This window comes from Gemmatimonadaceae bacterium (assembly GCA_036496605.1).
Taxonomy (GTDB): Bacteria; Gemmatimonadota; Gemmatimonadetes; order Gemmatimonadales; family Gemmatimonadaceae; genus AG2.
Window position 1 is genome coordinate 225,854 of record DASXKV010000004.1, and the last position, 22,409, is coordinate 248,262.

At 64.2% G+C, this 22,409-nt stretch carries 17 protein-coding genes; 4 read left to right on the forward strand and 13 right to left on the reverse strand.

Annotated features, from left to right (window positions below; all coding sequences use genetic code 11):
• Positions 1-86 precede the first annotated feature (86 nt).
• Positions 87-1,694, forward strand: a complete 1,608-nt coding sequence (locus tag VGH98_02840; GenBank protein ID HEY2374888.1) for an alpha-amylase family glycosyl hydrolase — start codon at positions 87-89, stop codon at positions 1,692-1,694.
• Here the strand turns inward: VGH98_02840 and VGH98_02845 are convergent.
• The 3 genes from VGH98_02845 to VGH98_02855 are packed head-to-tail and all read right to left on the reverse strand — an operon-like array spanning position 1,691 to position 7,781.
• Complete coding sequence (locus VGH98_02845; protein HEY2374889.1) at positions 1,691-3,064, reverse strand: alpha-amylase family glycosyl hydrolase; 1,374 nt, start codon at positions 3,062-3,064, stop codon at positions 1,691-1,693. The genes VGH98_02840 and VGH98_02845 overlap by 4 nt on opposite strands.
• Positions 3,065-3,085: 21 nt before the next feature.
• A complete protein-coding gene (locus VGH98_02850) occupies positions 3,086-5,728 on the reverse strand; it encodes a hypothetical protein (protein HEY2374890.1) in 2,643 nt (880 codons plus the stop codon).
• A gap of 7 nt (positions 5,729-5,735) precedes the next feature.
• Positions 5,736-7,781 carry a glycoside hydrolase family 97 protein gene (locus VGH98_02855; GenBank protein HEY2374891.1) on the reverse strand — a complete coding sequence of 682 codons (2,046 nt, stop codon included), beginning with the start codon at positions 7,779-7,781 and terminating at the stop codon, positions 5,736-5,738.
• Between the two features lie 207 nt (positions 7,782-7,988).
• Here VGH98_02855 and VGH98_02860 point away from each other — a divergent pair, with 207 nt between their 5' ends.
• Positions 7,989-8,363, forward strand: coding sequence for a hypothetical protein (locus VGH98_02860; protein HEY2374892.1), 375 nt, complete (start codon positions 7,989-7,991; stop codon positions 8,361-8,363).
• A gap of 2 nt (positions 8,364-8,365) precedes the next feature.
• On the opposite strand, the gene VGH98_02865 is transcribed toward VGH98_02860, so the two are convergent.
• The 5 genes from VGH98_02865 to VGH98_02885 form a co-directional block, all read right to left on the reverse strand.
• Positions 8,366-9,637, reverse strand: coding sequence for an RNA polymerase sigma factor (locus VGH98_02865; GenBank protein HEY2374893.1), 1,272 nt, complete (start codon positions 9,635-9,637; stop codon positions 8,366-8,368).
• A 3-nt stretch (positions 9,638-9,640) separates the two neighbouring features.
• Positions 9,641-10,483 (reverse strand): 5'-3' exonuclease H3TH domain-containing protein, encoded by an 843-nt coding sequence (locus VGH98_02870; GenBank protein ID HEY2374894.1) that lies wholly within the window; start codon positions 10,481-10,483, stop codon positions 9,641-9,643.
• Positions 10,484-10,581: 98 nt separating this feature from the next.
• On the reverse strand, positions 10,582-11,127 hold the full coding sequence (locus tag VGH98_02875; GenBank protein HEY2374895.1) for a Rieske (2Fe-2S) protein: 546 nt from the start codon (positions 11,125-11,127) through the stop codon (positions 10,582-10,584).
• A gap of 100 nt (positions 11,128-11,227) precedes the next feature.
• Entirely contained in the window at positions 11,228-11,845 is a 618-nt protein-coding gene (locus tag VGH98_02880) for a hypothetical protein (protein HEY2374896.1), read from the reverse strand.
• 12 nt (positions 11,846-11,857) lie between these two features.
• Entirely contained in the window at positions 11,858-12,361 is a 504-nt protein-coding gene (locus VGH98_02885) for a Rieske (2Fe-2S) protein (GenBank protein HEY2374897.1), read from the reverse strand.
• A 270-nt stretch (positions 12,362-12,631) separates the two neighbouring features.
• On the opposite strand from VGH98_02885, the gene VGH98_02890 reads away from it, so the two are divergent.
• Positions 12,632-14,104, forward strand: a complete 1,473-nt coding sequence (locus VGH98_02890) for an aminopeptidase P N-terminal domain-containing protein (GenBank protein HEY2374898.1) — start codon at positions 12,632-12,634, stop codon at positions 14,102-14,104.
• 46 nt (positions 14,105-14,150) lie between these two features.
• Here VGH98_02890 and VGH98_02895 read toward each other — a convergent pair whose 3' ends face one another.
• The 4 genes from VGH98_02895 to VGH98_02910 all read right to left on the reverse strand — a co-directional run bounded on the left by VGH98_02895 (position 14,151) and on the right by VGH98_02910 (position 21,295).
• Positions 14,151-16,586, reverse strand: coding sequence for an ABC transporter permease (locus VGH98_02895; protein HEY2374899.1), 2,436 nt, complete (start codon positions 16,584-16,586; stop codon positions 14,151-14,153).
• Between the two features lie 22 nt (positions 16,587-16,608).
• The gene (locus tag VGH98_02900) at positions 16,609-17,049 is read right to left on the reverse strand and encodes a YciI family protein (GenBank protein ID HEY2374900.1); all 441 of its coding nucleotides are present in this window, start codon (positions 17,047-17,049) and stop codon (positions 16,609-16,611) included.
• A gap of 195 nt (positions 17,050-17,244) precedes the next feature.
• Positions 17,245-19,221 carry a pyrroloquinoline quinone-dependent dehydrogenase gene (locus tag VGH98_02905; GenBank protein ID HEY2374901.1) on the reverse strand — a complete coding sequence of 659 codons (1,977 nt, stop codon included), beginning with the start codon at positions 19,219-19,221 and terminating at the stop codon, positions 17,245-17,247.
• Between the two features lie 10 nt (positions 19,222-19,231).
• Positions 19,232-21,295: a M13 family metallopeptidase gene (locus tag VGH98_02910; protein ID HEY2374902.1), complete on the reverse strand. Its 2,064-nt coding sequence runs from the start codon at positions 21,293-21,295 to the stop codon at positions 19,232-19,234.
• A gap of 173 nt (positions 21,296-21,468) precedes the next feature.
• Between VGH98_02910 and VGH98_02915 the strand changes: the two genes are divergently transcribed.
• Entirely contained in the window at positions 21,469-22,089 is a 621-nt protein-coding gene (locus tag VGH98_02915; GenBank protein HEY2374903.1) for a PAS domain-containing protein, read from the forward strand.
• Positions 22,090-22,102: 13 nt separating this feature from the next.
• Here VGH98_02915 and VGH98_02920 read toward each other — a convergent pair whose 3' ends face one another.
• Complete coding sequence (locus VGH98_02920) at positions 22,103-22,408, reverse strand: hypothetical protein (protein HEY2374904.1); 306 nt, start codon at positions 22,406-22,408, stop codon at positions 22,103-22,105.
• Between the last annotated feature and the right edge of the window lies 1 nt (position 22,409).

The window sequence follows — 22,409 nt, forward strand, 5'->3', positions numbered from 1 at the left end:
GAGGTCGTGAAGATGTGCGTCGAACAGGCCGCTGAGAAGAGCGGCGGTTGCGGCGGCGGCGATGTTGGTGGTAGGCTTGCCACCTCATGATCAAGCGCATTGGTGGGCTCCTCGGGCTGGCGCTCGCTCTCACGTCGAGTGCGGCACTCGCACAGCGCTCACCGCGGTGGGTGCGTGGGACCACCTGCTACGAGGTGTTCGTCCGCTCGTTCTACGACAGCGATGAGGACGGCGTCGGTGATATCAAGGGACTCACGGCGAAGCTCGACTACATCAACGACGGCAATCCACGCAGCCAACACAGCCTCGGTGCGCGCTGCATCTGGTTGATGCCGATCGTCGAGTCGCCGAGCTATCACGGCTACGACGCGACCGACTATTACAAAGTCGCGCATGCCTACGGCACGAATGACGACTTCAAGCAGCTCGTTGCCGAGGCACACAAGCGCGGGATCAGGGTGCTCGTCGACATGGTGCTGAACCACACGTCGAACGAGCATCCGTGGTTCCAGGCGGCAATGCGGGACACGACGTCGCCGTACCGTGCCTGGTATCGCTGGTCGCCAACCAAGCCGGATCAGAAAGGTCCGTGGGGTCAGGACGTGTGGTACAAGTCGCCGGTGCGCGACGAGTATTACTACGCGGTGTTCTGGAGCGGGATGCCGGACCTGAATTACGCGACACCAGCCGTGCGGGACGAGGCGAAGAAGATCGCACGCTTCTGGCTCGAGGAGATGGGCGTCGACGGATTCCGTCTCGATGCAGTGCCCTTTCTCATGGAGGATGGCGGCAAACTCGCCGGCAGTCCCGGCACGCACGCGTTGCTTCACGAATACGCCGACTACGTGCATCGAGTACGACCGGATGCATTCACGGTTGGCGAGGTGTACGACAGCATTGGCACGATGCTGACGTACTACCCGAATCAACTGGACTCATACTTTGCCTTCGAGGTCGCGGACAGCATCATCGCTGCCGTGCGACGGGGCTCGGCGCAGGGACTTCTCGCGCCGGTGCAGCGACTCCAGGCAGCAATGCCCAACGATCGCTGGTCGCCGTTTCTTCGCAATCACGACCAGCCGCGGACGCGGACGGAGGTGGGCGGGGACATGAGGGAGGCGAGGCTCGCGTCGCTTCTCTTGCTCACGATGCCGGGTGTGCCATTCGTGTATTACGGGGAAGAGATTGGAATGGTCGGGACGAAGCCGGACGAGCGCATCCGCACGCCGATGCAGTGGCGGCGCGGGCACGCCGACGGGTTCACAACGGGAACGCCGTGGGAGACGCTGCAGGATGACTCGTTGACGACGACGGTCGAGGCGGAGGATGGCGACCCGGGCTCCGTCCTGACGATGAATCGTCGACTCATCCATCTCAGGTCGGCGACGCCGTCGCTGGCCGAGGGGACCCTGGTTCCCTTGCGGGCGAGCGAGGAGGGCGTCGCGGCCTATGCGCGACGCCTTGGCGACCGCGTCGTGATCGTGGTCGCCAACCTAACGACTGCACCGATCCGCGAGGTCTCGATCAGCGGCGATGCAGGCGGGTTGCCACCGGGCACGTGGCGCGTTCACGATTTATTGAGTGGGTCGATCGTTGCGCCGGCTGAAGTCGATACGGACGGACGCCTTCGGGACTACGAGCCGCTGCGGGAATTGGCGCCCCTCGAGGGGTACGTCCTCGAGCTCCATCGTTAGCGAACGAGCACTCGATATCCGTGCGCTGGAATCTCGATCGTACCTAACGAGCCAAGCGTCATGCGGGACCTGCTGAACCAATCCGTGAATTGCCCGGAGGGGGCGAGTCCGCTGTACTGTGCACGAACCGCGGTGTCACCGAAGTTCACCGCGAGGAGAACGGTGTTCTCGCCCTTGGTCCGCGTGTACGCGTAGACGCGACTCCCGCCATCGGTCTCGAGCTTCGTTTGATCACCGCCGTCGGCGCCGTTCCAGAGGGCCTGGTTGCCGTGCTTGAGATCGACGATCGAACGATAGAATCCCATCAGGGATGTCCCGGTCCAGTCGACGGTGTCCTTCTCGAAGAAGCGAAGGCGTTTGCGGAGACTCGCCTCCTGACCGGTGTAGATCAGCGGGATGCCCAACTGCGCCGTCGCGGCGAGGACGAATGCCGGAAGATGATTCTCGCCCATGCGCTCGAATTCGCTGCCGCTCCAGCTGTTCTCGTCGTGATTGCTCGTGAAGTACATGCGGTACGCCGTGCGTGGATACTGCCGGCGCTGGCGAGCGAAATATCCATCGAGCACCGAGGTCGAGCGCTTGTTCTGGGCAATGTCGTTGAGCAGATGGTGCAGCTCCCAGCCATAGGTGGCGTCGAACGCGGAGTAGAATTGAGGTCCTTCAGCTTCGGCGAGCATGAACAGATCCGGCTTTACCGCCGTCAGAGCGCGTCGTGCCTCGCGCCAGAAATCCATCGGCACGCCGCCGGCAACGTCGCAACGGAAACCGTCGATGCTCATGTTGTCGAGCCACCACTTCATGTCGGCGATCATTGCCTGGCGCATCGCCGGCTTGCTGTAATCCAGCTCGGCGACATCGGTCCAGTCGGTGTCGTGGCCCTCATTATCGCGCGCGTTGATGATCGTGCCGTCGGCGCGGTGCACGTACCAGTCGGGATGCGCCGCGATCCACACGTGATCGAAGGCCGTGTGATTGGCGACCCAATCGAGCACCACTTTCTTGCCGTGCTGATGGGCGACGGTTACAAGTTCCTTAAAGTCCGCCGCCGAGCCGTACTCGGGATTGAAGGCGGTGTAGTTCGAGATGGAGTAATAGCTCCCGAGCACGCCTTTTCGATTGCGCTTGCCGATGGGCTGCACGGGCATGATCCAGAGAATGTCGACGCCGAGGCTGTCGAAATGCGCGATGCGCCGATCGAGGGCGGCGAAGGTCCCCTCGGGCGTGTACTGGCGCACATTGATCTCGTAGATCACTGCGCTTCGGCTCCACGACGGGTGGGGCGCCAGCTGCGCCGCGGGTGTCTGTACGACAGTGAACACGGCGAGCATCACTGCCAGGATCGATCTGCGCCGGCTGATGAGAGACATCATTCTCTTCGCGCCTCCGCGCGCCTAACGCTTTTGTGGCCGGCCTTCGTTTCCGCGAGGGAGGCCGGCGGCCAACAAGTTTATCATGAGTCTCGCTGCCCCGGGGTTGGCGGCCGCGAGCTGTTCGTCGATCGTCAGCGACATGTAGATGATCATGCCCTTGCCTACTCGGGCCGCGAGCAGCGTTGCCGCGGTGGCCGGACGACCTGCATCGCCGGTCGAGAGGAGTGTTTGATAACGCGGATCGAATGTGGCGGGCACGTTACGAGCGCGCTCTCCGATCCACCCATCGAAATCTGCGGTGGTGATGACGTTCGGCCAGGTGAAGAGCCGATTCTTCGCGTCCGTCAAGTGAACTATCGCGCCCGGATCACGCACGGCAGAAGGCACCGAATCGAACGCAATCGGGTACGGCAGCAACCCGCTTCCCGAGACCTCGGCGTTGCCAGGCAAGATGACGATCGTGCCGCCCCGTTGAGCAAAGTTCAGCAGCGCAGGTGTCTCTGCCGCGAGGGCGTCGTTCTCGAGCGCGCCGGTGCCGATCAACACCGTGCTGAACGCAGAGAGATCGACGACCGAGAGTAACGACGGCTCGAAAGCGTGAAGACTCAGCTGGAGCTGACCGAGCGGCGTTTGCACGTCGTCCCGCCCCTTCACGTACGCGACATTCAGGCCTCTGGGCGCGCGAACATCGACTGCCGTGATGCGATCCTTGGCGAAGCGCACGAACTGCAGAGTGGGAACGTGAGGGTACTCGTGTGTCACGATGCCAAGGTTGAACACGGATAATGGCGCGAGTCGCGGCATTCCTTGTCTACGCACCGCCTGAGCGGAGGCGACGCTGTACGCAGTCGCGGTAATCTCGAGCAATCCCGGCGCGAGCTTTCCTCGAAGACGAAAGAAGACGTTCCGCGACCCGAACGGCGCCAATGCGACCGTGCGCGTCACGCTGTCAGCATGAAGCGTCGGCGGCAACTGCAGCGACACGGCGACGGTGTCGGGCGTCGAGCGGGCAGACCACAGAAAGACCCGGAAGAGGTGATCGATCGGCAGAGCGGCACGCTCGTACTCCACGGGTCGTTCGAACAGAAGCGACGTCGGGGGTACACCGGCGACGGGTCGGCGTATGTCGCCACGCAACGCACCAAGCTCCCGGTACGCGAGCGGCCCAACGATTACGGGCACGTCCACGCCGCCGAGGGAAAGGGTTGCCTCGACGCGACTCGTGGGGATTCTGTCCTCGCCTTCGATGAGTTGCCCAACAACTGAATGCGAGCGCGACGTTCGGAAGTTGTGAATGAACGTTCCTGGTACGAGACCGCCGACCTGCCACCAGTGATACGAAGGCGAGAGCACCAGCAAAATGCGCGACCATTGCATCGCGCCGTTAGGCGCGACCACGACGGACGAATCGCGGAAAAAGACCGAGGAAGCGGTTCCGCTGGACGCCGCCAGACGGCGAATGGCGATGGACGAGTGGCCGCCGTTGTACACGGTCACGAACGCACGCACCGAGTCACCCGCGGCGACAAGCTCGTGCGCAACGGCACCGTCGATGACGATGCTGGCCAACGCGAGCATCGCACGCGTCGCGCGTTCGCGAATTGTGTTGAGCGCAACGGAAAGGTCGCCCGCGTCGCCGGGGCATGCCGGAACTCCGTCCTCGTCGCCGCATGGCAGAGCGAGTCGCACATCGCCCGTTCGTTTCGCGATGCGCGCGAGCGCCGCCGCGACCGAGTCGGGTGAGACGTTAGGCGACAGCGATGCCAACTCGCGAACCGCGGACCGCAGAGTGTCGAGCTGAGCCAACGCCTCCGCCGGAACGACGTGGAAGCGTGATAGCGTCGTGTCCGTCATGCCGAAGACGGTCGTGTCCGCCGCCACGCGTGTGCTGTCGAGGCGCAGATACCGTTCGACGCGGCCTAGACTCGGCGCGCGCACTGCATGTTGCGATCGCTGCAGCTGTCGCGTTTCGGTGCCGACCTCGGCGAAGCTCCGTCCAAGGTCACGTTGGAATTCGCCGACGTCGACGCCGACGAGGGGCGGCGCGGAGCTCGCGCTGTCTTGGAGCGCAAAGAGGCGCGTCGCGCTCCACGCCGGCAGGCGCGAGGTCGCCAGCGATGGCAAGCGCGTGGAGTCGGCGGCAAGAGAGAACGCTGCAGCGGCGAGTCGCGCGGTCACGCGGCGTGTCGCGTCGCGATCGTCGCGCCTCGTCAGTGCAATGATTACCTGTGGCCGGAACGCGCGAACAACAGACACGACATCCACGAGAAGCGAGTCGTACGGCCACGCGCCGTCGACAACGGAGTCGAAGGGCGTCGAGCCGAAGTCGTACGCACGAGTGAAGTACTGATGCGCGCCGTCGCGCTGACGCTCGGCGAGTAGCTCGGCAGTTCGCAGCACTGCAAGCGGCGCCTCACGCTCCGAGCCGATCGTGTTGATGCCTGACTCACCGCGCGTGAGCGAGAGGTATGCTGTCTCGACGTGCCGGCCGAGGCTGAGCCAGGCGATCAGCGCGTTGTCCTCGTCCTCTGGACGCGTGCCGATGAGAAGGACACGTGCCGTGGTGCCAAGATGCGCCGCGGCGTCGTTCGCTGGCTGAGCGCGAAGGGGCGAGATCGGCGCCGCGGCGAGAAGCGCGATGAGAACACGTGTCCAGCGACGCATCGAGAGTTCAGGGCGCCGGGTGAACCCGAATTGCCTCACCGCCCCCGGGAGCGAGACGCAGATGCAAACGCGTCGCCGACGTCACCGATTGCGAGGAAATGACGATCGACTCCGGGTTGTCGCGCCAGCTCGCAGTCGGACCGTCCGCGTAGACGTCGGCGACATAGCGATGACCGTTAGGCAGAAATCCCAGCGAGACGTCGAGCGTCCGTGGCTCCTCGTCGGTGACGGCGCCAACGAACCACTCGTCCGTGCCGCGAGTTTTGCGAGCGACGGCGACGTAGTCACCGATGCGTCCGGCGAGCACGCGCGTGGTGTCCCAATCGACGGCGACGTCGCGAATGAACTGGAACGCAGGCTGACCCCGATAGTTCTCCGGAAGATCGGCCGCCATCTGCACGGGCGAGTAGAGGACGACGTAGAGCGCGAGCTGCTTGGCGAGCGTCGAGCGCGGCCGCGCTTCTTCCGGCGTCCGTGGCGTGCCCGTTGGACGCCTGATGAGCAGATCGAAGATGCCGGGTGTGAAGTCCATCGGTCCGGAGAGCATGCGCGTGAAGAAGAGAATACTCTCATGCTCCGGAGGATTGCCGCCCTCGCCGCCCCATGCGTTGTACTCCTGGCCGCGCGCGCCTTCGCGACTCAGCATGTTCGGCCACGTTCTGCGCTCGCCAGTATCGTGGATCGGCTCGTGCACGTCGACGGCGATGCCATACTTGGCCGCCGTTTCGATCACCTTGCGGTAGTGTCGCACCATGTACTGGCCGGTGTGGAAGTGTCCTTCGGGCGTCTTGTCGTGCACGTAGCCGGTCTTGATCGCGTGGACGCCGAGTCGCTGGTAGAGCGAGTAGGCGCTGTCGAGCTGGCGCTCATAGTTCTCGATTCCCATCGCCGTCTCGTTATGCACGATAAGGCCCACGCCTCTCGACTTCGCGTACGCGGCGACCGTGGGCAGATCGTAATCCGGATACGATTTAGTAAACGAGAACTTGTCCCCGTTGGCGATCCAGTCGCCATCCCAACCGACGTTCCATCCCTCGACGAGAGTTCCCTTCAGTCCGTTCGCAGCCGCGAAGTCGATGTAGCGCTCGGCGTTCGCCGTCGTCGCGCCGTGCTTCGGACCCTGGCTCCAGGTGTAGATGTTGAGATGCATCCCCCACCAGATACCGTCGTACTTCATCGGCGTGATCCAACTGGTGTTCTGAATCTGGCTGGGTGGATTGAGCTTGAGGCCGAGCACCGAGGGCGCGAGATCCTCGACGCGATCGGCGAGCTGGATGGTGCGCCAGGGCGTCACGAACGGCGCGTGGCCGCGCACCTTGACACCGTCTGCCCATGGTGCGAGCGCGGCGCGGAGAGTCCTGCTCTCGAAGCGGCCGGCGAGATCGAGGCCTGCATAATCGACGAGGTTCGCTTCATGGATGACGGCGACGATGCCGTTGCGCAGCTCGAGGGTGAGCGGTGTACGCACCGTATCGAGCACGCTCACCGGTGACGAGCGATAGAGGTCCTCGTAGCGATCGGGACGCGGGACATTCGCTGCGATCCACCATGCGCGCGCATTGTCGGCGAGCGCGAACTCGGTGAGCTCGTCGCTCATCTCGAAGTCGCCGAAGCCACCGCTGTCGGCAACCTCGTACCGAAATCCGATGCCATCGTCGAACGCGCGCGCGACGATCGCGAAGCGACGACGCGGAACGACGCTCTCGACGAACTGCACGCGCAGCTCGTTGTAATGCTCGTGCACTCGAGAGACCTCACCCCACGGCAGGCCCCACGTCGTGTCGCGCGCGGCGCGCGTCGACGAGACGATCTGCACGCTATCGCCGAGAGCCCGGGCGCCGCGAAAGGTGAAGCCGAGCCGTGAGGGAAGGATCACGTGCTTACCGCCGCGATCGACGCTGTAGAAGGCGATACCGTCGCGAGCGCCAACCGTGACCTCGTTTTTGCCATCCGGTGACACCACACGGAGCGGCGTCTGCGCGGCGAGCTGGGTCGCGGCGAGCACCCCAACGATGATGCCTAACGCTTTCGTGTGTCGATGAGGAAGCGGCAAGGGATGGAGAGGTTGGGGTGTGTGTCCAACGTGCCCAATCGAAATGTCCGAGTAAAAGAGAGGCAGCAACGCGCGCGCGCAAGCTGCGTCAGCGATCCGTTTGCATTTGGTGAGAGTCCCACGAGTTGACCCTTTTTTCACTCTGGCGCCGTAAATAGCACGTGGCGGATCTTCGATCGCCACGGTCTCTCACGAGAGCACACCATCATGAGACTTCTAATCGTTTCGCTGCTCTTGCTCGGTGCATGCGCTTCGTCGGGCACGCACCTCGGTGAGGAGCACGCGCTGTCGCTACTCACGGTGCGAAATCAGCGCGCCGGAAATCTGACGATCTACGTGATGCACGAGGGCTATAGGGGTCGCCGGCTCGGTGAGGTGACGAGCCTCGGCTCGAGCACGTTCGTCCTCGACGAACTGGATGCGCCGCCCGCGACCGATCTGCAATTCCTCGCGGTGTCCTTCGCCGACGGCGTATCGGAGCTCTCCGATCCAGTGCACATCCTTCGCGGCTCGACGTACGAGTGGCGGCTGGCGCCGTTCCGTGGCCATCAGCTCGCATTCCGGCGCAACTCGAGTACCTGAGGCTATTGGGCGGCGGTGCGCTCACATGCCGCCGCGCGCTCGAGGAGAAGCTGTCGCTCGCGAACGTTGCGGGTGAGCGCGGCGGCGCGCTCGAAGTCGACGCGTGCTTCGTCATAACGGCCGAGCTTCATGAGCAGATCGCCGCGCACGCTGGGTAGCAAATGGTAATTCCTGAGCGAGGGCTCGGTCGAGATCGCGTCGACGACCTGGAGTCCGGCCGCTGGGCCGAATGCCATCGCGACGGCCACGCCGCGATTCAGCTCCACGACCGGTGACGGCGTGACCTGCGCCAGTCCGGCATAGAGCGCGGCAATTCGCACCCAGTCGGTTTCGTCTCCCGTGCGCGCGCGGGCGTGACACGCGGCGATCGCCGCCTGCAATGCGTACGGTCCGAGGGCCTCGCCTAACGACTCGGCGCGATCGAGGGCGGCGAGACCGCGCCGAATGAGCACGCGATCCCAGCGACCTCGATCCTGATCGAGGAGCAACACCGGCTCGCCGGAGGGACCGATTCGCGCGCGAAGGCGCGATGCCTGGATCTCCATCAGCGCGACCAGTCCGTGGACCTCTCCTTCGTTAGGCATGAGCTCGGCGACGATGCGGCCGAGGCGCAAGGCATCCTCACAGAGGGCGGGTCGAACCCAGTCATCGCCGGCAGTCGCCGCGTACCCCTCGTTGAAGATCAGATAGATCACCTCGAGCACCGAGGCGAGACGCGCGTTCAAGTCGGCACCGCGCGGAACCTCGAATGGCACGCCGGCCTCCGAGAGCGTCCGCTTCGCGCGCACGATGCGTTGCGCGACCGTCGACTCCGGGACGAGAAAGGCACGCGCAATCTCGTCCGTCGTTAGGCCGCCGAGGAGACGGAGCGTGAGGCCGGTGCGCGCTTCGGTCGAGAGCACCGGGTGACAGGACATGAAGATCAGGCGCAACACGTCGTCTCCGACATTGTCGTCGAGCGCCTCGTCGAGCTCCGCCACCGCGGATTCCCGATTCGACTCCAGCTCGTGGCCGATCTGTTGGTGCTTGCGATCCTGCATCGAGCCCCGACGCATCGTGTCGATCGCGCGTCGCTTCGCCGTCTGCATGAGCCACGCGCCGGGATTGTTCGGGATTCCCGACGCCGGCCATTGCTCGAGTGCGGCGACGAGCGCATCCTGCGCGAGATCCTCGGCGAGTCCAACGTCGCGAACGAAGCGCGTGAGGCCAGCGATGAGCTTCGCGGATTCGATGCGCCAGACGGCGTCGATCGTGCGATGAACGTCAGTCGTCATCGATTACGAAGCCGCAACCTGGGCGAGGCGGACTTTCTCACAACGCTCGACGAGTCGCGGTTCGCCGATTTTTTCGGCGACCGCGGGGAATTCGGGCGTTGGTCCGCGCCAGCGAAGCTCATCGACGTCGGAAAATAGCGGGGCGTCCGTTCTGAGGGTCGCGAGCTGCTTGAAGACCAGCGCGGCGGAGCGCTTTTCGTCGCCGAAGACGTCCGCGGGAAACTCCTCGATCGGGCCGTAGCGATTGAGCATGCGGGCCGCCGTCGTTGGTCCGATGCTGGCGATCCCGGGATAGCCGTCCGCGGCGTCACCGACGAGCGCGAGGTAGTCGGGAATGAGACGTGGCTCGACGCCAAACTTCTCGCGCACACCGGCGGCATTGCGAATCTTGCCGCTGCGCCGATCGACCTGCACAACGCGGTCGTCGCGCACGCACTGCGCGAGATCCTTGTCCGGCGTCCAGATGCAGACCTTCTCGACCGCAGGGTCCTGTTCGGCGAGGTAGGCGGCGGACGCGAGCGCGTCATCGGCTTCGAGCTCGACCATCGGCCAGACGGCGACCCCCATCGCGGCGAGTGCGTCCTCGAGAGGATGAAATTGCGCGGCAAGGCTGCGCTCGACGCCTTCCCCCGTTTTGTAGGCCGCCCAAAGGTCGTTGCGGAAGGACTCGATGACGTGATCGGTCGCGACGCCGATATGGGTTGCGCCCGTCTCGAGCATCTGGACGACGGTGCGCAACACGCCAATGACGCCCCCGAAGGGCGGGTCCTCGCCCTTCGTGAAGCGGCGCAATCCGTAGAAGTGCCGGAACAGCTCGTACGTACCGTCGACGAGATGGACGACCATGTCAGTTCACCGGGTGATGCACTGACATATCGCGGACGTGCCTCGACGGCAAGTCTTGCGCGTGCGTGGCTGCCTAACGTGAGCCGAGGATCGCGGAATCAGGCGAGCTTGACGAGCGCAGCGTTCCAGCCGGCGGGATCCTCGTCTTGCTTATGCATCGCGTTCACGTCGACGACGATCTTTCCGCCGTCGCGCATCACGCTGAAACGGTCCATGCCTCGCGTCGCGCGCCCGCTGATGAATTCACCATCGGGCTGATACTTCGAGTGGTGCTTCGGACATTGAAATTGATGATCCGTGTCGTCCCAGCGTAGGGCGGTGTGCTGATGCGGGCAGGACAGATTGAACGCGTAGACGGCGTTCTGCCATCGTACGAGAATCACTTGTTGCTCGCGATCGATCTGTGCGCCATCCGCCGCTGGGACGGGATAGCTGAGCTGATCACCCACACGGGACAGCGCCCGCGTGGCGCCAATACGAAAGTGTTCCGGCAGGGCACTGGCCGTTCGCGCGAAGCCCAGCGTCGCGGCGATTCCGGCGACCGCGACAGCAGCGTCGCGAAGAAATTCTCGCCGGCTAGCGACCGGGCACGCGCGACATTCGTCCCGGGTGCCACCGTCCTCATCTTCGACTATTCGATCCATATTCTCTCTGCACCAAGCTTGTTCGGCGTTGACTCAAACTCTTGTTCACTCTTACCCTCGCTTGCCGCCGAAGATTCTTCGGAGAGAACCGGACCCATCGCTACTTCCAGAACCACATCATCACGCCGCCGATGGTGGACGCGGCAATGGAGCCGATGGCAATGCCACGGTGCAGGTTGACCTGGTGCTGGTAATTGCCATAGTCGAGATAGTCGTGATGGTGGCCGGGCGCGGTCGCGCCGGCCGCGGCGAATCCTGCGTCGGACGCGAGCATCAAGACGGAGTGCACGATGCGCCGCGTGCGGCCCTCGGGATCCTTCCGTGAGTCCCACAGATTCCAGACGCCGGTGATCGTGTTGATGCCGAAGAGCACGCCGATGCCGCCGGCGACGAGCGCATGGGTCGGTTTCATCCACGTCGGCGGCGAGACGTCCTGGATCAGATTCTGTCCGAGCGAATACTCGGCGGCGAAGAGCGGCAGCATCGTGTAGCTGCCGATGCGGTGGATGGTGAGCCGCGTGTAATAGGCGTCGCTGTACTCGATGGCGAGTGGCCGGCGAACGACAGGCGTGTCGACGGGCAACAGCGCGCGCGTGATGATTGGTCCGAGAACCGCTGACGCCGCGCTATCGGGCGGGCTTGCCGAGATCCAGCCGGTATCGTTAGGCGCTCTAGCCGTGCCAGCAAGCGTGATGAGGACGAGTGAGACGGCGATCATAGTGCGTCGGCCTCAGCTGATCGTGAGAATACCTGATGTGGAGTCGTACGACGTCGTGTATTGATGCAGGTTGTTCGCCCGCTGGCCCCCGATCCATTGTCCCGTGAGGTCGTAGGTCGCGCCGTGCCGCGGGCAAACGAAATCGTTGTGCAACAGGTTTACGATTCCACCCTGATGCGGGCACACGCGCGAGAGGGCGATGAAATCGGAGGTGCTGGTTCGCACGACGGCAACCGGCGCGCCGCCAAGGCTGATCATCGCGACGCCGCCGACGGTCGCGAGGGATGAATAATTACTGATTGTGATCGTGCTATTCGCGGGGATGTTCGGCGCCGTGACATCCGCGCCGCCGAGGCTGCCGCACGCATCGAGTGCGGCGATCGCAGCCATGACTCCAGTCTGGATGAGAAAGGTCCGGCGACCGATCCCCTCTTCCTGCTCCAGCGCTGCTCCGTATCCCGCACGCGCCGCGTCACAACCACGGCACGAGATCGGTTCTTCACCATGCAACGACATCAGACATCTCCATCTAGTGGAAACCTCGACCCCTCGACGCGAGCGGCCGTCGCACCACACGACACGCGAGTCCCAAGGACACCCTTATTGCTGCGATCGCCCGTTTCCTCGAGTCCAATGCGATGGGCACGAATCAATCCCGGGAGTGAGGATGCGGCAGACCTCGACCGATTTGCCGACCTACTGGAGCCAACTGGCTGGCTCGACCGTGAGCTTGTCGGCAGATTGCCTACTCGGTTTCGTTCAATCGATCCCATCACTGGCAAAACGATGCGTCGATCTACTGTGGTATTCGCGGTCCTGACGATCTCGGCTCTCGTGTCGATCAACCTCAACGCTCAAGTCACCAGCAGCGAGTACGCGGCTCGACGCGACTCGCTCGCCGCGCGTGTGGGCGACGGCGCCGTACTGGCATTCGGTGGGCGCACGCCAGTGACGGATTTCGGGACGTTCTTTCAGCTACCGTCGTTCCACTATCTCACCAACTACGACGAGCCCGATGCGGCCTTCGTCTTCGTCGTGCATGGTGGGCGCGGAACGGGAACGCTCTACGTTATTCCCTCGGATCCCCGGCGGGCGTTCTACTACGGCTTTCGTCCCGACTCGGCGACGATCGCGCGATTGCTTCAGCTGGCGTCGCGTCCTTTCTCGGCGCTCGCGGCCGCCGTCGACTCGCTGGCGAGTGCCGGGCTGCCGTTGTACACGCTCTCCGATTTCGAGGACGCGGATTTCGCGCGGGTCGACAGCCTAACGAGAGGGCAGGAGTTCGCGCGCGCGCTCGTCGCGCGTCATCCGGCGCTCGTCGTCAAGGATGGTCATCCGATCGTCGATCAACTTCGCGCGCGAAAAAGCCCGGCCGAAGTGGCGCTGCTCAAGAAGGCGGCCGAGATCAGCGCCGAAGGACATCGCATGGTGATGCAAGGGCCGGAGCCGAAGCACGAGTACGATGTTGCTGCGCTCATCGAATACACGTTCAGGAAGCTGGGCGCGGAGCGACCGGCGTATGGCTCGATCGTCGGTACCGGCGTGAACGGTACGCAACTGCACTACATGAAGGACACGGCCGCCGCCAGGCCGGGCGAACTGATCGTGATCGACGCCGCGGCGGAATACCGCGGCTATGCTGCCGATATCACGCGCACGATTCCCGTGAGCGGCACATTCACTCCGGCGCAGCGTGCCGTTTACCAGCTCGTGCGCGACGCGCAAGCGGCGGCCGAGAAGGTGGCGAAGCCGGGCGGTTCGGCACGCGCCGCGGAGGATTCGTCCTTCTTGGTGCGAGCGCGCGGCCTCGCGTCGTTAGGTCTCATCGACAGCGTCGACGCGATCATCGATCCGCCGTGGAACGCCGACTGCACGCCGGTGCCTCGACCGCGGAACTGCACGCAAGCGTATTTCTGGACGATTCACGGGATCAGCCATGGACTTGGGCTCGCCGTGCACGACCCAGCGCAATTTTATTATGGCGATCGCACCTATCAGCCAGGCGACGCGTTCACCATCGAGCCGGGGATCTACATCAGCACGCGCGCGCTCGCGGCACTTCCCGATACGCCGCGCAATCGTGCGTACATCGCGCGCGTGCGGCCGATCGTGCAGAAATACGAGAATACAGGTGTGCGGATCGAGGATGACTATGTGGTGACGCAGACAGGGGTCGAGCGGATCAGCGCGGGCGCGCCGCGGGAGATCGCGGAGATCGAAGCGCTGGCCAAGCTGCGTGGCACGAAGCCTCTGCCATAGAGGTTGTCATCCTGAGGCGCGAAGCTCCTCAGGATGACAACCGGGGCTATTCGGCTCGTAGTGCAACTGCCGGATCCACTTTCGCAGCACGGACTGCAGGTAAGAGACACGCGGCAACTCCGACGGCCGCGATGATGAAGGTGACTGCGCCTAACGTCACCGGATCATGCGGCGCAACGCCGAAGAGGAGACCGCGCAGGAGTCCGGTCGTCACGAGCGCTCCCGTTAGGCCTACGGCAAGTCCTATCCCAAGGAGCACGCCGCCTTCGCCAAGCACCATGCGCAACACGCGCGAGGCGTCGGCGCCCAGGCTCATGCGAATCCCGATCTCCTGCGTCCGCGCGCTCACCGAGAACGCGAGCACGCCGGCGATCCCGACCATCGCGATGACCATCGCGAGGACGCCGAAGGACGCGATGAAGAGCGCGTTCAGCCGTCGCGGTGCAACCGTTCCGTCGCGGACCTCCTCGAGCGTCGCGACATTCTCGATCAGCTGGCGCGGATAGAGATCGCGAATCGCGCGCAGTGCCGCGGGCTGGATCAGTGTTGGGTTGGAGCGCGTGCGAATCACCAGCGCTCCGTTGAAGATCTCTTCCTGCGCGATCGGCTGGAAAACCGTCGGCGTTGGATCGGTGTCGAGACCGGCGTCGCGGGTATCGCCGACGACGCCGACCACCGTACGCCAGTCGCCGGACACCGGTATGAACTTCAGTACTTCGCCCGTCCAGGCGATTCGTCGGCCGATCGGATTCTCGTTTCCAAACAGGCGCTCGGCGAGGGTCGCGTTGATGATGACGACGCGGGCGGACTCGCGGCGATCTGTCGTCGAGAACGCGCGTCCCTGAAGTAGAGGAATGCCCGCGGCCTCGAAGTACTTCGGATCTGCAGTCTTGTACACGCCGCGCGGCGTCGCTTCGCCCGCGGCGAGGGCACGTCCCTCGGCTTTCACCTCGAGCACGAAGTAGGTGTTGCGCAGCGGTACGTTCGAGCCGATCGACGCGACCTGCACGCCGGGCAATGCGCCGATCCGATCGCGCATCCGCTCGTACATCGCCAGCTTCGCTGGTTGATCGAGCGCATTCGTCTCGATCGGAACTTCCATTGTGAGCACGTTCTCGGCGCGGAGACCCGTCTCGACCGAATTGAGCTTCGTGAGCGTGCGAACGAGCAGTCCGGCCGCGGTGAGGAGCACCATGCAGACGGCGAGCTGCGCGACGACGAGCGTCTGCTGCAACCGTTGGCGCGCCCGGCCGGCCGTCGTGCGCTTACCTGCCGCGCTCAGCGACGCTTCTTGGGCTACTTGCGGCACGAACGACAACACGACTGCAGCAGCGATGCTCGTGAGGAGGCCGACCGCGAGCACGAGTCCGTCGACGCGTATCTCGTCGGCGCGTGGGGTGAGCTGCGCCGCAAACGCAACCAGCATCTTGAGGCCGGCGAAGGCGACCAGCACGCCTAACGCACCGCCGATGAGCGCAAGCGCCAGATTCTCGGCGAGCAACAGCCGTCGCAGTCGCCAGCTGCCCGCGCCGAGGGCGGCGCGCACGAGCATTTCGCGCTCGCGTCGCACCCCGCGCATCAGCGTGAGGTTGGCGACGTTCGCGCAGGCGATGAGCAGCACGAAGGCTGCGGCGCCCATGAGGAGCCACAAGGTCAGCGACGCCCGCTCGTTCAGCGCCAGCCGCAGCGGCGAGACAGTGATGTCGTAGCGCGCGGCGCGCTCGTAGGCTTCTGGATGATCAGCGCGAACGTTGGTCCCGATGCGCGCGATCTCGGCCCTTGCCTGTTCGACCGTCGCGCTTGGCGCGAGTCGAGCGAAGACTTCCGTCATGCGGTGCGTCCGTCCCTGCTTCATCGTCGCGCTCAGATGGTGCGGACTCGTCACCACGTTCACGAAGAGATCGGTACGCGTTGGATATTGCGGCGTACGCTGCACCACTCCAACGATCGTCGACGCGATATCATTGATGCGCACCCGCCGTCCGATGACGGTTGGATCGCCGCCGTAGTGCTGCATCCAGAACGTGTGCGACAGGACGGCAACGGACGCCGCCGCGGGTCCGTCGTCCTGCGCACTCGTCAGGCGCCCGATGGTGGGCGCGAGGCCCATGACCTCGAAGTAGTTGCCGCTGATGACGCCCGCCTGTACGTGGACCGGCTCGTCTCCCTCGACCATCGTGAACGTCAGCGAAGAGAACTCGGCGATGCTCGCGAGAGTTTTGGACGCGGTACGGTAGTCGATGATCTCGGGGACCGAGAACGCGACATTGTCCTGGCCCGCACCCTTCGCCGATTGACGCAGATAGACGAGGCGTTCACCCTGGCGATTCGGAAGCGGCCGAAGGAGCGTGCCACGGAGGAGCGTGAACATCGCAGTGTTGGCGCCGATGCCTAACGCGAGGGTCAGGATGACGGCGCAGGCGAATCCGCGCGCCTTGTACAGGCTGCGGACCACTCGGCGGAGGTCGGAGACGAAGGACATGAGTGGATGAGACTTATGACAGTTATGGATTCACTCGCTGTGCGTTCTCGTTCGCCTTCGCCCAAACACGGCGTTCCTGCTCGCGGAGCTCCGGCGTCAACTCGGCGCCGAAGTCCTCCCGCTCGAAGACTTGCCGGATCTCGAGCACGGATTCCGCACCGGTCGGATTGGGACAGCGCTTCGCCCATTCGATCGCCTCCTCCATCGACCGACACTGCCAGAGCCAGAAGCCGGCGATCAGCTCCTTGGTCTCGGCGAATGGTCCGTCGATGACCGTGCGCCTGGTGCCGGAGAACGCGACGCGAGCACCCTTCGAGCTCGGCTGCAGACCTTCGCCAGCGAGCATGACGCCGGCCTTGACCAACTCTTCGTTGTACTTGCCCATGGAGGTGAGAAGCTCGGTGCTGGGCAGCTCACCCGCCTCGGTGTCGCTGTTGGCTTTGACGATGACCATGAAGCGCATGTCAGTAGGGGCTAGGGTCTAGAGAATAGGAGCTGGGCCTCGAGTAGTCCGGCCTCTACCTGTACGTCGAACGAGATTCGCCCAAATCGACATGCGGGCTGAAAATCGTGCAAGACGGTGAGTTGTGTGGATTTGGCGACATTGCTCGCACAATTCCATTACCGACGTGCATGCAATTCATCGCGGTTTGCTGCGTCAATCCCTCAGCGCGTATGCAATGACATAATCGCCGTTTCCGAATTCGTCTCCGCCGCCGACGCAGATCACGACGTACTGCTTTCCGCTTGCGGCGCGATACGTCATCGGCGTCGCACGCGCGCCGCCTGGGAGCGGAGCTTGCCACACGAGCCGGCCGGTCTCGATGTCGAACGCACGAATGGCGTGGTCTATCGTCGCGCCGACGAATACCACGCCGCCGGCGGTGATGATTGCTCCGCCGAGGTTTGGAGACCCGAGCGGCTCGCGGTTGGCCGAGGTTTGCGACGGGCGGTTGGCGCCCAGCGACGCCAAATCGCCGAGCGGCACATCCCACAATTTGCGCCCCGATTTCAGATCGATGGCAACGAGCGAACCAAAGGGCGGCTTCGTGCACGGCAAGTGGCTCGCGCTGATGAGAATTCGGCGGCGCATCACGAACGGCGTACCGTGCATGCGCGTGTATTGATCGCCAAGGCGCGAGGAGTTGTGCATCGCCTCGGTGGTGTCGAACCGATCCAATGGGATGAGCTGCACGAAGGCCGCAACCGTGTTGACCGGAATGACGGCCATTTGCCTAACGGGGTCGACGGCGAGACCGCCCCAGTGCGACCCGCCGATGTTGGAGGGCAGGGCGATCGTTCCCTCGAGACTCGGTGGCGTGAACACGCCCTCGTTCCTGAGCGGGCGAATCTGGGCGAGACAATCCTCGCGGTCGGCAGGCGTCGCGCCCCAGACGTCGTCCAGCGTCAGGCTCTGTGGACTGAGGGGGGGAATGACGGTGTTGAAGGGCTGCGTCGGCGACGCCCGTTCACCGAATACATGGCTGGGCGGAACTGGTCGCTCCTCGACGGGAAAGACGGGCTTTCCGGTGTCGCGATCGAGCACGAACAGCTGACCGGTCTTCGTGGTTTGGAGGACGACGTCGATCGCGCGGCCGCCGCGGGTGATCGTCGCCAACGTCGTCGGCGCGGCGACGTCGTAATCCCACAGATCGTGATGCACTGCCTGAAAATGCCAGACGATCTTCCCTGTCGATGCGCGGATGGCGACAACCGAGTTTGCGTAACGATTGTCGCCGTATCGCTCGCCGCCGAAGTAGTCGGGACTCGGGCTGCCGGTAGGTACGAAGACGAGATCACGCGCCGAGTCGGCGGCGATTACCGACCAGGCGTTCGCGGCGCCGGTGCTGTGCGCCATCGCACCACGCCAGGTGGTCCACGCCGGATCGGTGGAGTCGCGCGGCACGGGATCCCAGGTCCAGCGGAGCGCTCCGGTGCGCGCGTCGAAAGCCCGGACTTCGCCGCTCGCCGCACTTGTACGATTGTTGTCGGCGACGGCTGACCCCGTGACGATCAGTCCGCGAATCACCGCCGGCGGCGATGTGAGCGCGTACTCCTCGTGATAGTAGGGTGCATTGTGCAGTCCGCGCCGAAGGTCGACCGTGCCGTGATCGCCGAAGTCGGCGCAGAGCTTTCCGGTTCGCGAATCGAGCGACAGAATGCGTCCGTCGACGACGCCAACGATGATGCGGCGGCGGCAGAGGGCACTCGGAGACGCGACCGGATCTACCCAAGTGGAGACGCCTCGGTTCGCGAAGTCACCCCAATCGCCGCCGACATCTGGCTTGGCATCGAAGGTCCACCGTTCGAGTCCGGTCGCGGGATCCAGAGCGATGACGCGGCCGAAGGGCGTCGAGAAATACAACGTCCCGTCGACCATGAGTGGCGTCGCCTCGAAGCGCGGATCGCGATGGAAGTGGAAGCGCGCGGTATCCGTCTCGCCAGTGCGGTAGGTCCAGGCGACTACGAGGCGTGACACGTTCTCGCGCGTGATCTGGGCCAGCGGCGCATAACGAGTATTGGCGGCGTCGCGGCCGTATGCGCGCCATTCGCCGCCCTGCTGGGCCATGACGCCGGCGACTGGCAACGTTAGGCAGCCGACGATGATCGCCGACGAAAGCAGGCGCTGCGTCAAGGGCGCCATCCTACCAGATGCGCGCTCTCGAGCTGTCCGGCCGGACCATCGGATCGCCATCCTTGCATCCCCACGCCTGCTTGAACTCGGGCATGTTGCTGAGCGGACCATTGACGCGCCATTTCGCGGGTGAGTGCGGATTCGTCGCGACTTGCAGGCGCTCCGCTTGAGGGCGCTGGATCTCGCGCCAGATCTGGGCCCAGCTGAGGAAGAAGCGCTGTTCAGGCGTGAAGCCGTCGATCGTGGCGATCTGTTCCCCGCGAGCGCGGCGCGCAGCGAGCGCCTTTTGCAGAGCGGCATACGCGACGGTGAGCCCGCCGAAATCACCAATGTTCTCGCCTAACGTCAGCCAGCCGTTCACGTGCGTCGACGAATCGACGACCGTGTACCCGTTGAACTGATCGACGATGCGCTGCGCTTCGACCTTGTATTTCGCCGCGTCTTCCGGCGTCCACCAATCGCGCAGATTGCCCTGCGCGTCGAACTGTCGGCCCTGATCGTCGAAGCCATGACTCATTTCGTGGCCAATCACGGCCCCAATGCCACCGTAGTTCACCGCGTCGTCGGCATCTGGATCGAAAAAGGGAGGCTGCAGAATGCCAGCAGGGAACTGGATCTGATTGAGGGACGGGCTGTAGCTCGCGTTGACTGTCGGCGGCACCATCGTCCATTCGGTGCGGTCCACCGGCTTGCCGAGCCTCGTCCAGGCCCGATGGCGATTCCACTCGCCGGCCATCGCCGCATTTTCGTAGTACGCGCCAGGCTTCACCAGCAGCGTCGAGTAATCTCGCCAGGTGTCGGGATACGCGACCTTACGCAGAAATGCGTCGAGCTTGGCGGTCGCTTGTCGCCTGGTTGCGGCGCTCATCCAGTCGAGCTGCGCGATGCGCTCGCGCAACGCGCTGACGAGATTGTCGACCATCTGCGCGGCTCGTGTGCGCGCTTCGGGAGTGAACGTCCGCTTCACATATTCCTGCCCGACGGCCCAGCCTAACGCGGCGTTGGTCGCCGTTGCGCAGCGTCGCCAGCGCGGCTCCTGCTCCTCCACGCCTCGCATCACGGTGCTATTGAAGTGAAAGTCTTCGGCGACGAACGCCGGCCCAAGCGTCGGCGCGGCACTCGCCGCGGCGTGCCACCGCAGATACGACTTCCAATCGTCGAGCGGAATCGTCGTGATGAGCGAGTCGAGCGCAGTGAAGAAGGCCGGCGTGCGAACGTTCACGGTCGTGGCACGAGCGCCGCCGACGGCGCTGAGATACTCGCGCCACTCGATGTGTGGCGTCAGGCGCTGGAATTCGGCGAGCGACATCTTGTGATAGACGGCGTTCGGATCGCGCATCGCGACGCGTGGGAGGGCGGCACGCGCAAGCGCCGTCTCGAGTGCCACGACGCGATCGGCGTCGGAGGCTGCTTGAGTCGCGGGCTCGCCGATGAGCTCGAGCGTTCGCGTGACGTGCGCCACGTACTGCATCCGCAGCTCCTCGGAACGCGCATCTGTCTTTAGGTAATACTCACGATCCGGGAGACCGAGACCGCCCTGATTCGCCGAGACAATCGTCTCCTTGACGTTTTTCGGGTCGGGCGCGGGCGTGATCGCGAATGGCGCGAGTCCATTGCGTCGCTCTGACGAAGCAAAGACACGAACGAGATCACCGCTGCTTTTGACGCGACCGATGGCGTCGAGTGTCGGCCTCAGCGGTTCGATCCCCCGCGCAGCGACCCCAACCGTGTCCATGCAGCTCGCGTAGAACGTTCCCACCTTCCACTGATTGGTTCCGGGCTTCACTGTCGCCGAGTGCACGGCGGCAGCATCGTCCTCGAGAATGCTGTGGACAACGGCTTCGTTGCGATCGCTGAGCATGCCGAAGCTACCGAGACTCGTTTTGCTGGCGGGGATCTTCGCCGTCCTGAGCCAGCCGCCGTTGGCGTAGTCGAAGAAATCGGAACAGGCCGAGCAGGTCGTGTCCATGTTTGCCCGGTCGATCGCTGTGGGGGACGTCGATTGCGCGCGCGCCGTGGCAATTGACGCGAATGCGCATGAGGAGCCGATCGCCACGATGAGTGACAGTCGCATCGTCTTCGCGGAAAGAGATAAGTAATGGCAGGTCATGAGCCTGCCAGCGGCAAAATTTGAGCAAGTGCATGTCGCTCGCGGTGGCTGCCGTGAGGGTAGCCAGTCTGGGGGTTTCGCCCCGCAGGACCGCACCACATAATTGAAACTACATCCCCAACGCACTGGCTGAGATCATGAACGACCGTACCACGATTCGCGACGATCTGATTTCGACCTTCGCTCAGCAGCGACAGATGCTGCTCAAGCATACGGCGGACGCCATCTGCGGCGAAACGTCGATGCCGTCGCAAAAGCGCGACGAGCGTGAGACGAAGTTGTCGGCGATCCTCGTATCGTCGCTCGAGGAATTGAAGGTCGCTGAAGAAGAGTTAGTGGAGCGGACGACGGCGCTTGCGCACCTGCGCGATGAGCTCGAGCAGCGCGTCCGAGGGGAACGCGATCTGTTCGAGCTCGCGCCAGCCTGTCTTCTTGTCACGGATGTCTATGGCGCCGTTATGGACGCAAATCGTGCGTGCGTGCGGCTGCTGAAGCGTGAGGACTGGGGATTGGAGCGTCAGCCGATCAGTCGATTCATCGCGCCCGACGAGCGGCGACGCTTTCGCGACGGGTTGTCGCGCGTGGTGGAGGCTGGTGGCGTCGGTGATTGGCGACTGGTGCTGCTTCGTCCAACCGATTCTCCGGTCACGGTGAGCGCCGCGATAAACGTGGTCAGTGATTCGAAGATGGCGAGCGGGCAACGGTTGCTGTGGTCGATCCGCGTCCTCGATGAATCGGACGCGGCGATCGTCGCCTAACGAGCGACTCTCGTTACCGCCATTTGGCCGGCGCAGTGAGGTGACGCGCCGTGGCGCCACTCTCGAGACTCGCGGCGGCGGTTGCCTGCTCCTCGAGACGGCGCGCTCGCGTGGTTAGCCGCGGCACTCGGCTCGCGATTACACGACCGAGCCGCGCCTGAACGAGCGGCGGCAGCACCAATCGGCGCTCCTTGCCGGCCCGGAGGTCTTCCGGGGAGACTCCGATCAGCAGTGCGAGCCGCTCGAGGGAGAGTCCATCGTCGGCCCGAAGCTCCTCGAGCAGGGCCGCCGCGCGATTGTTTTGCTGTACGGACGGCATT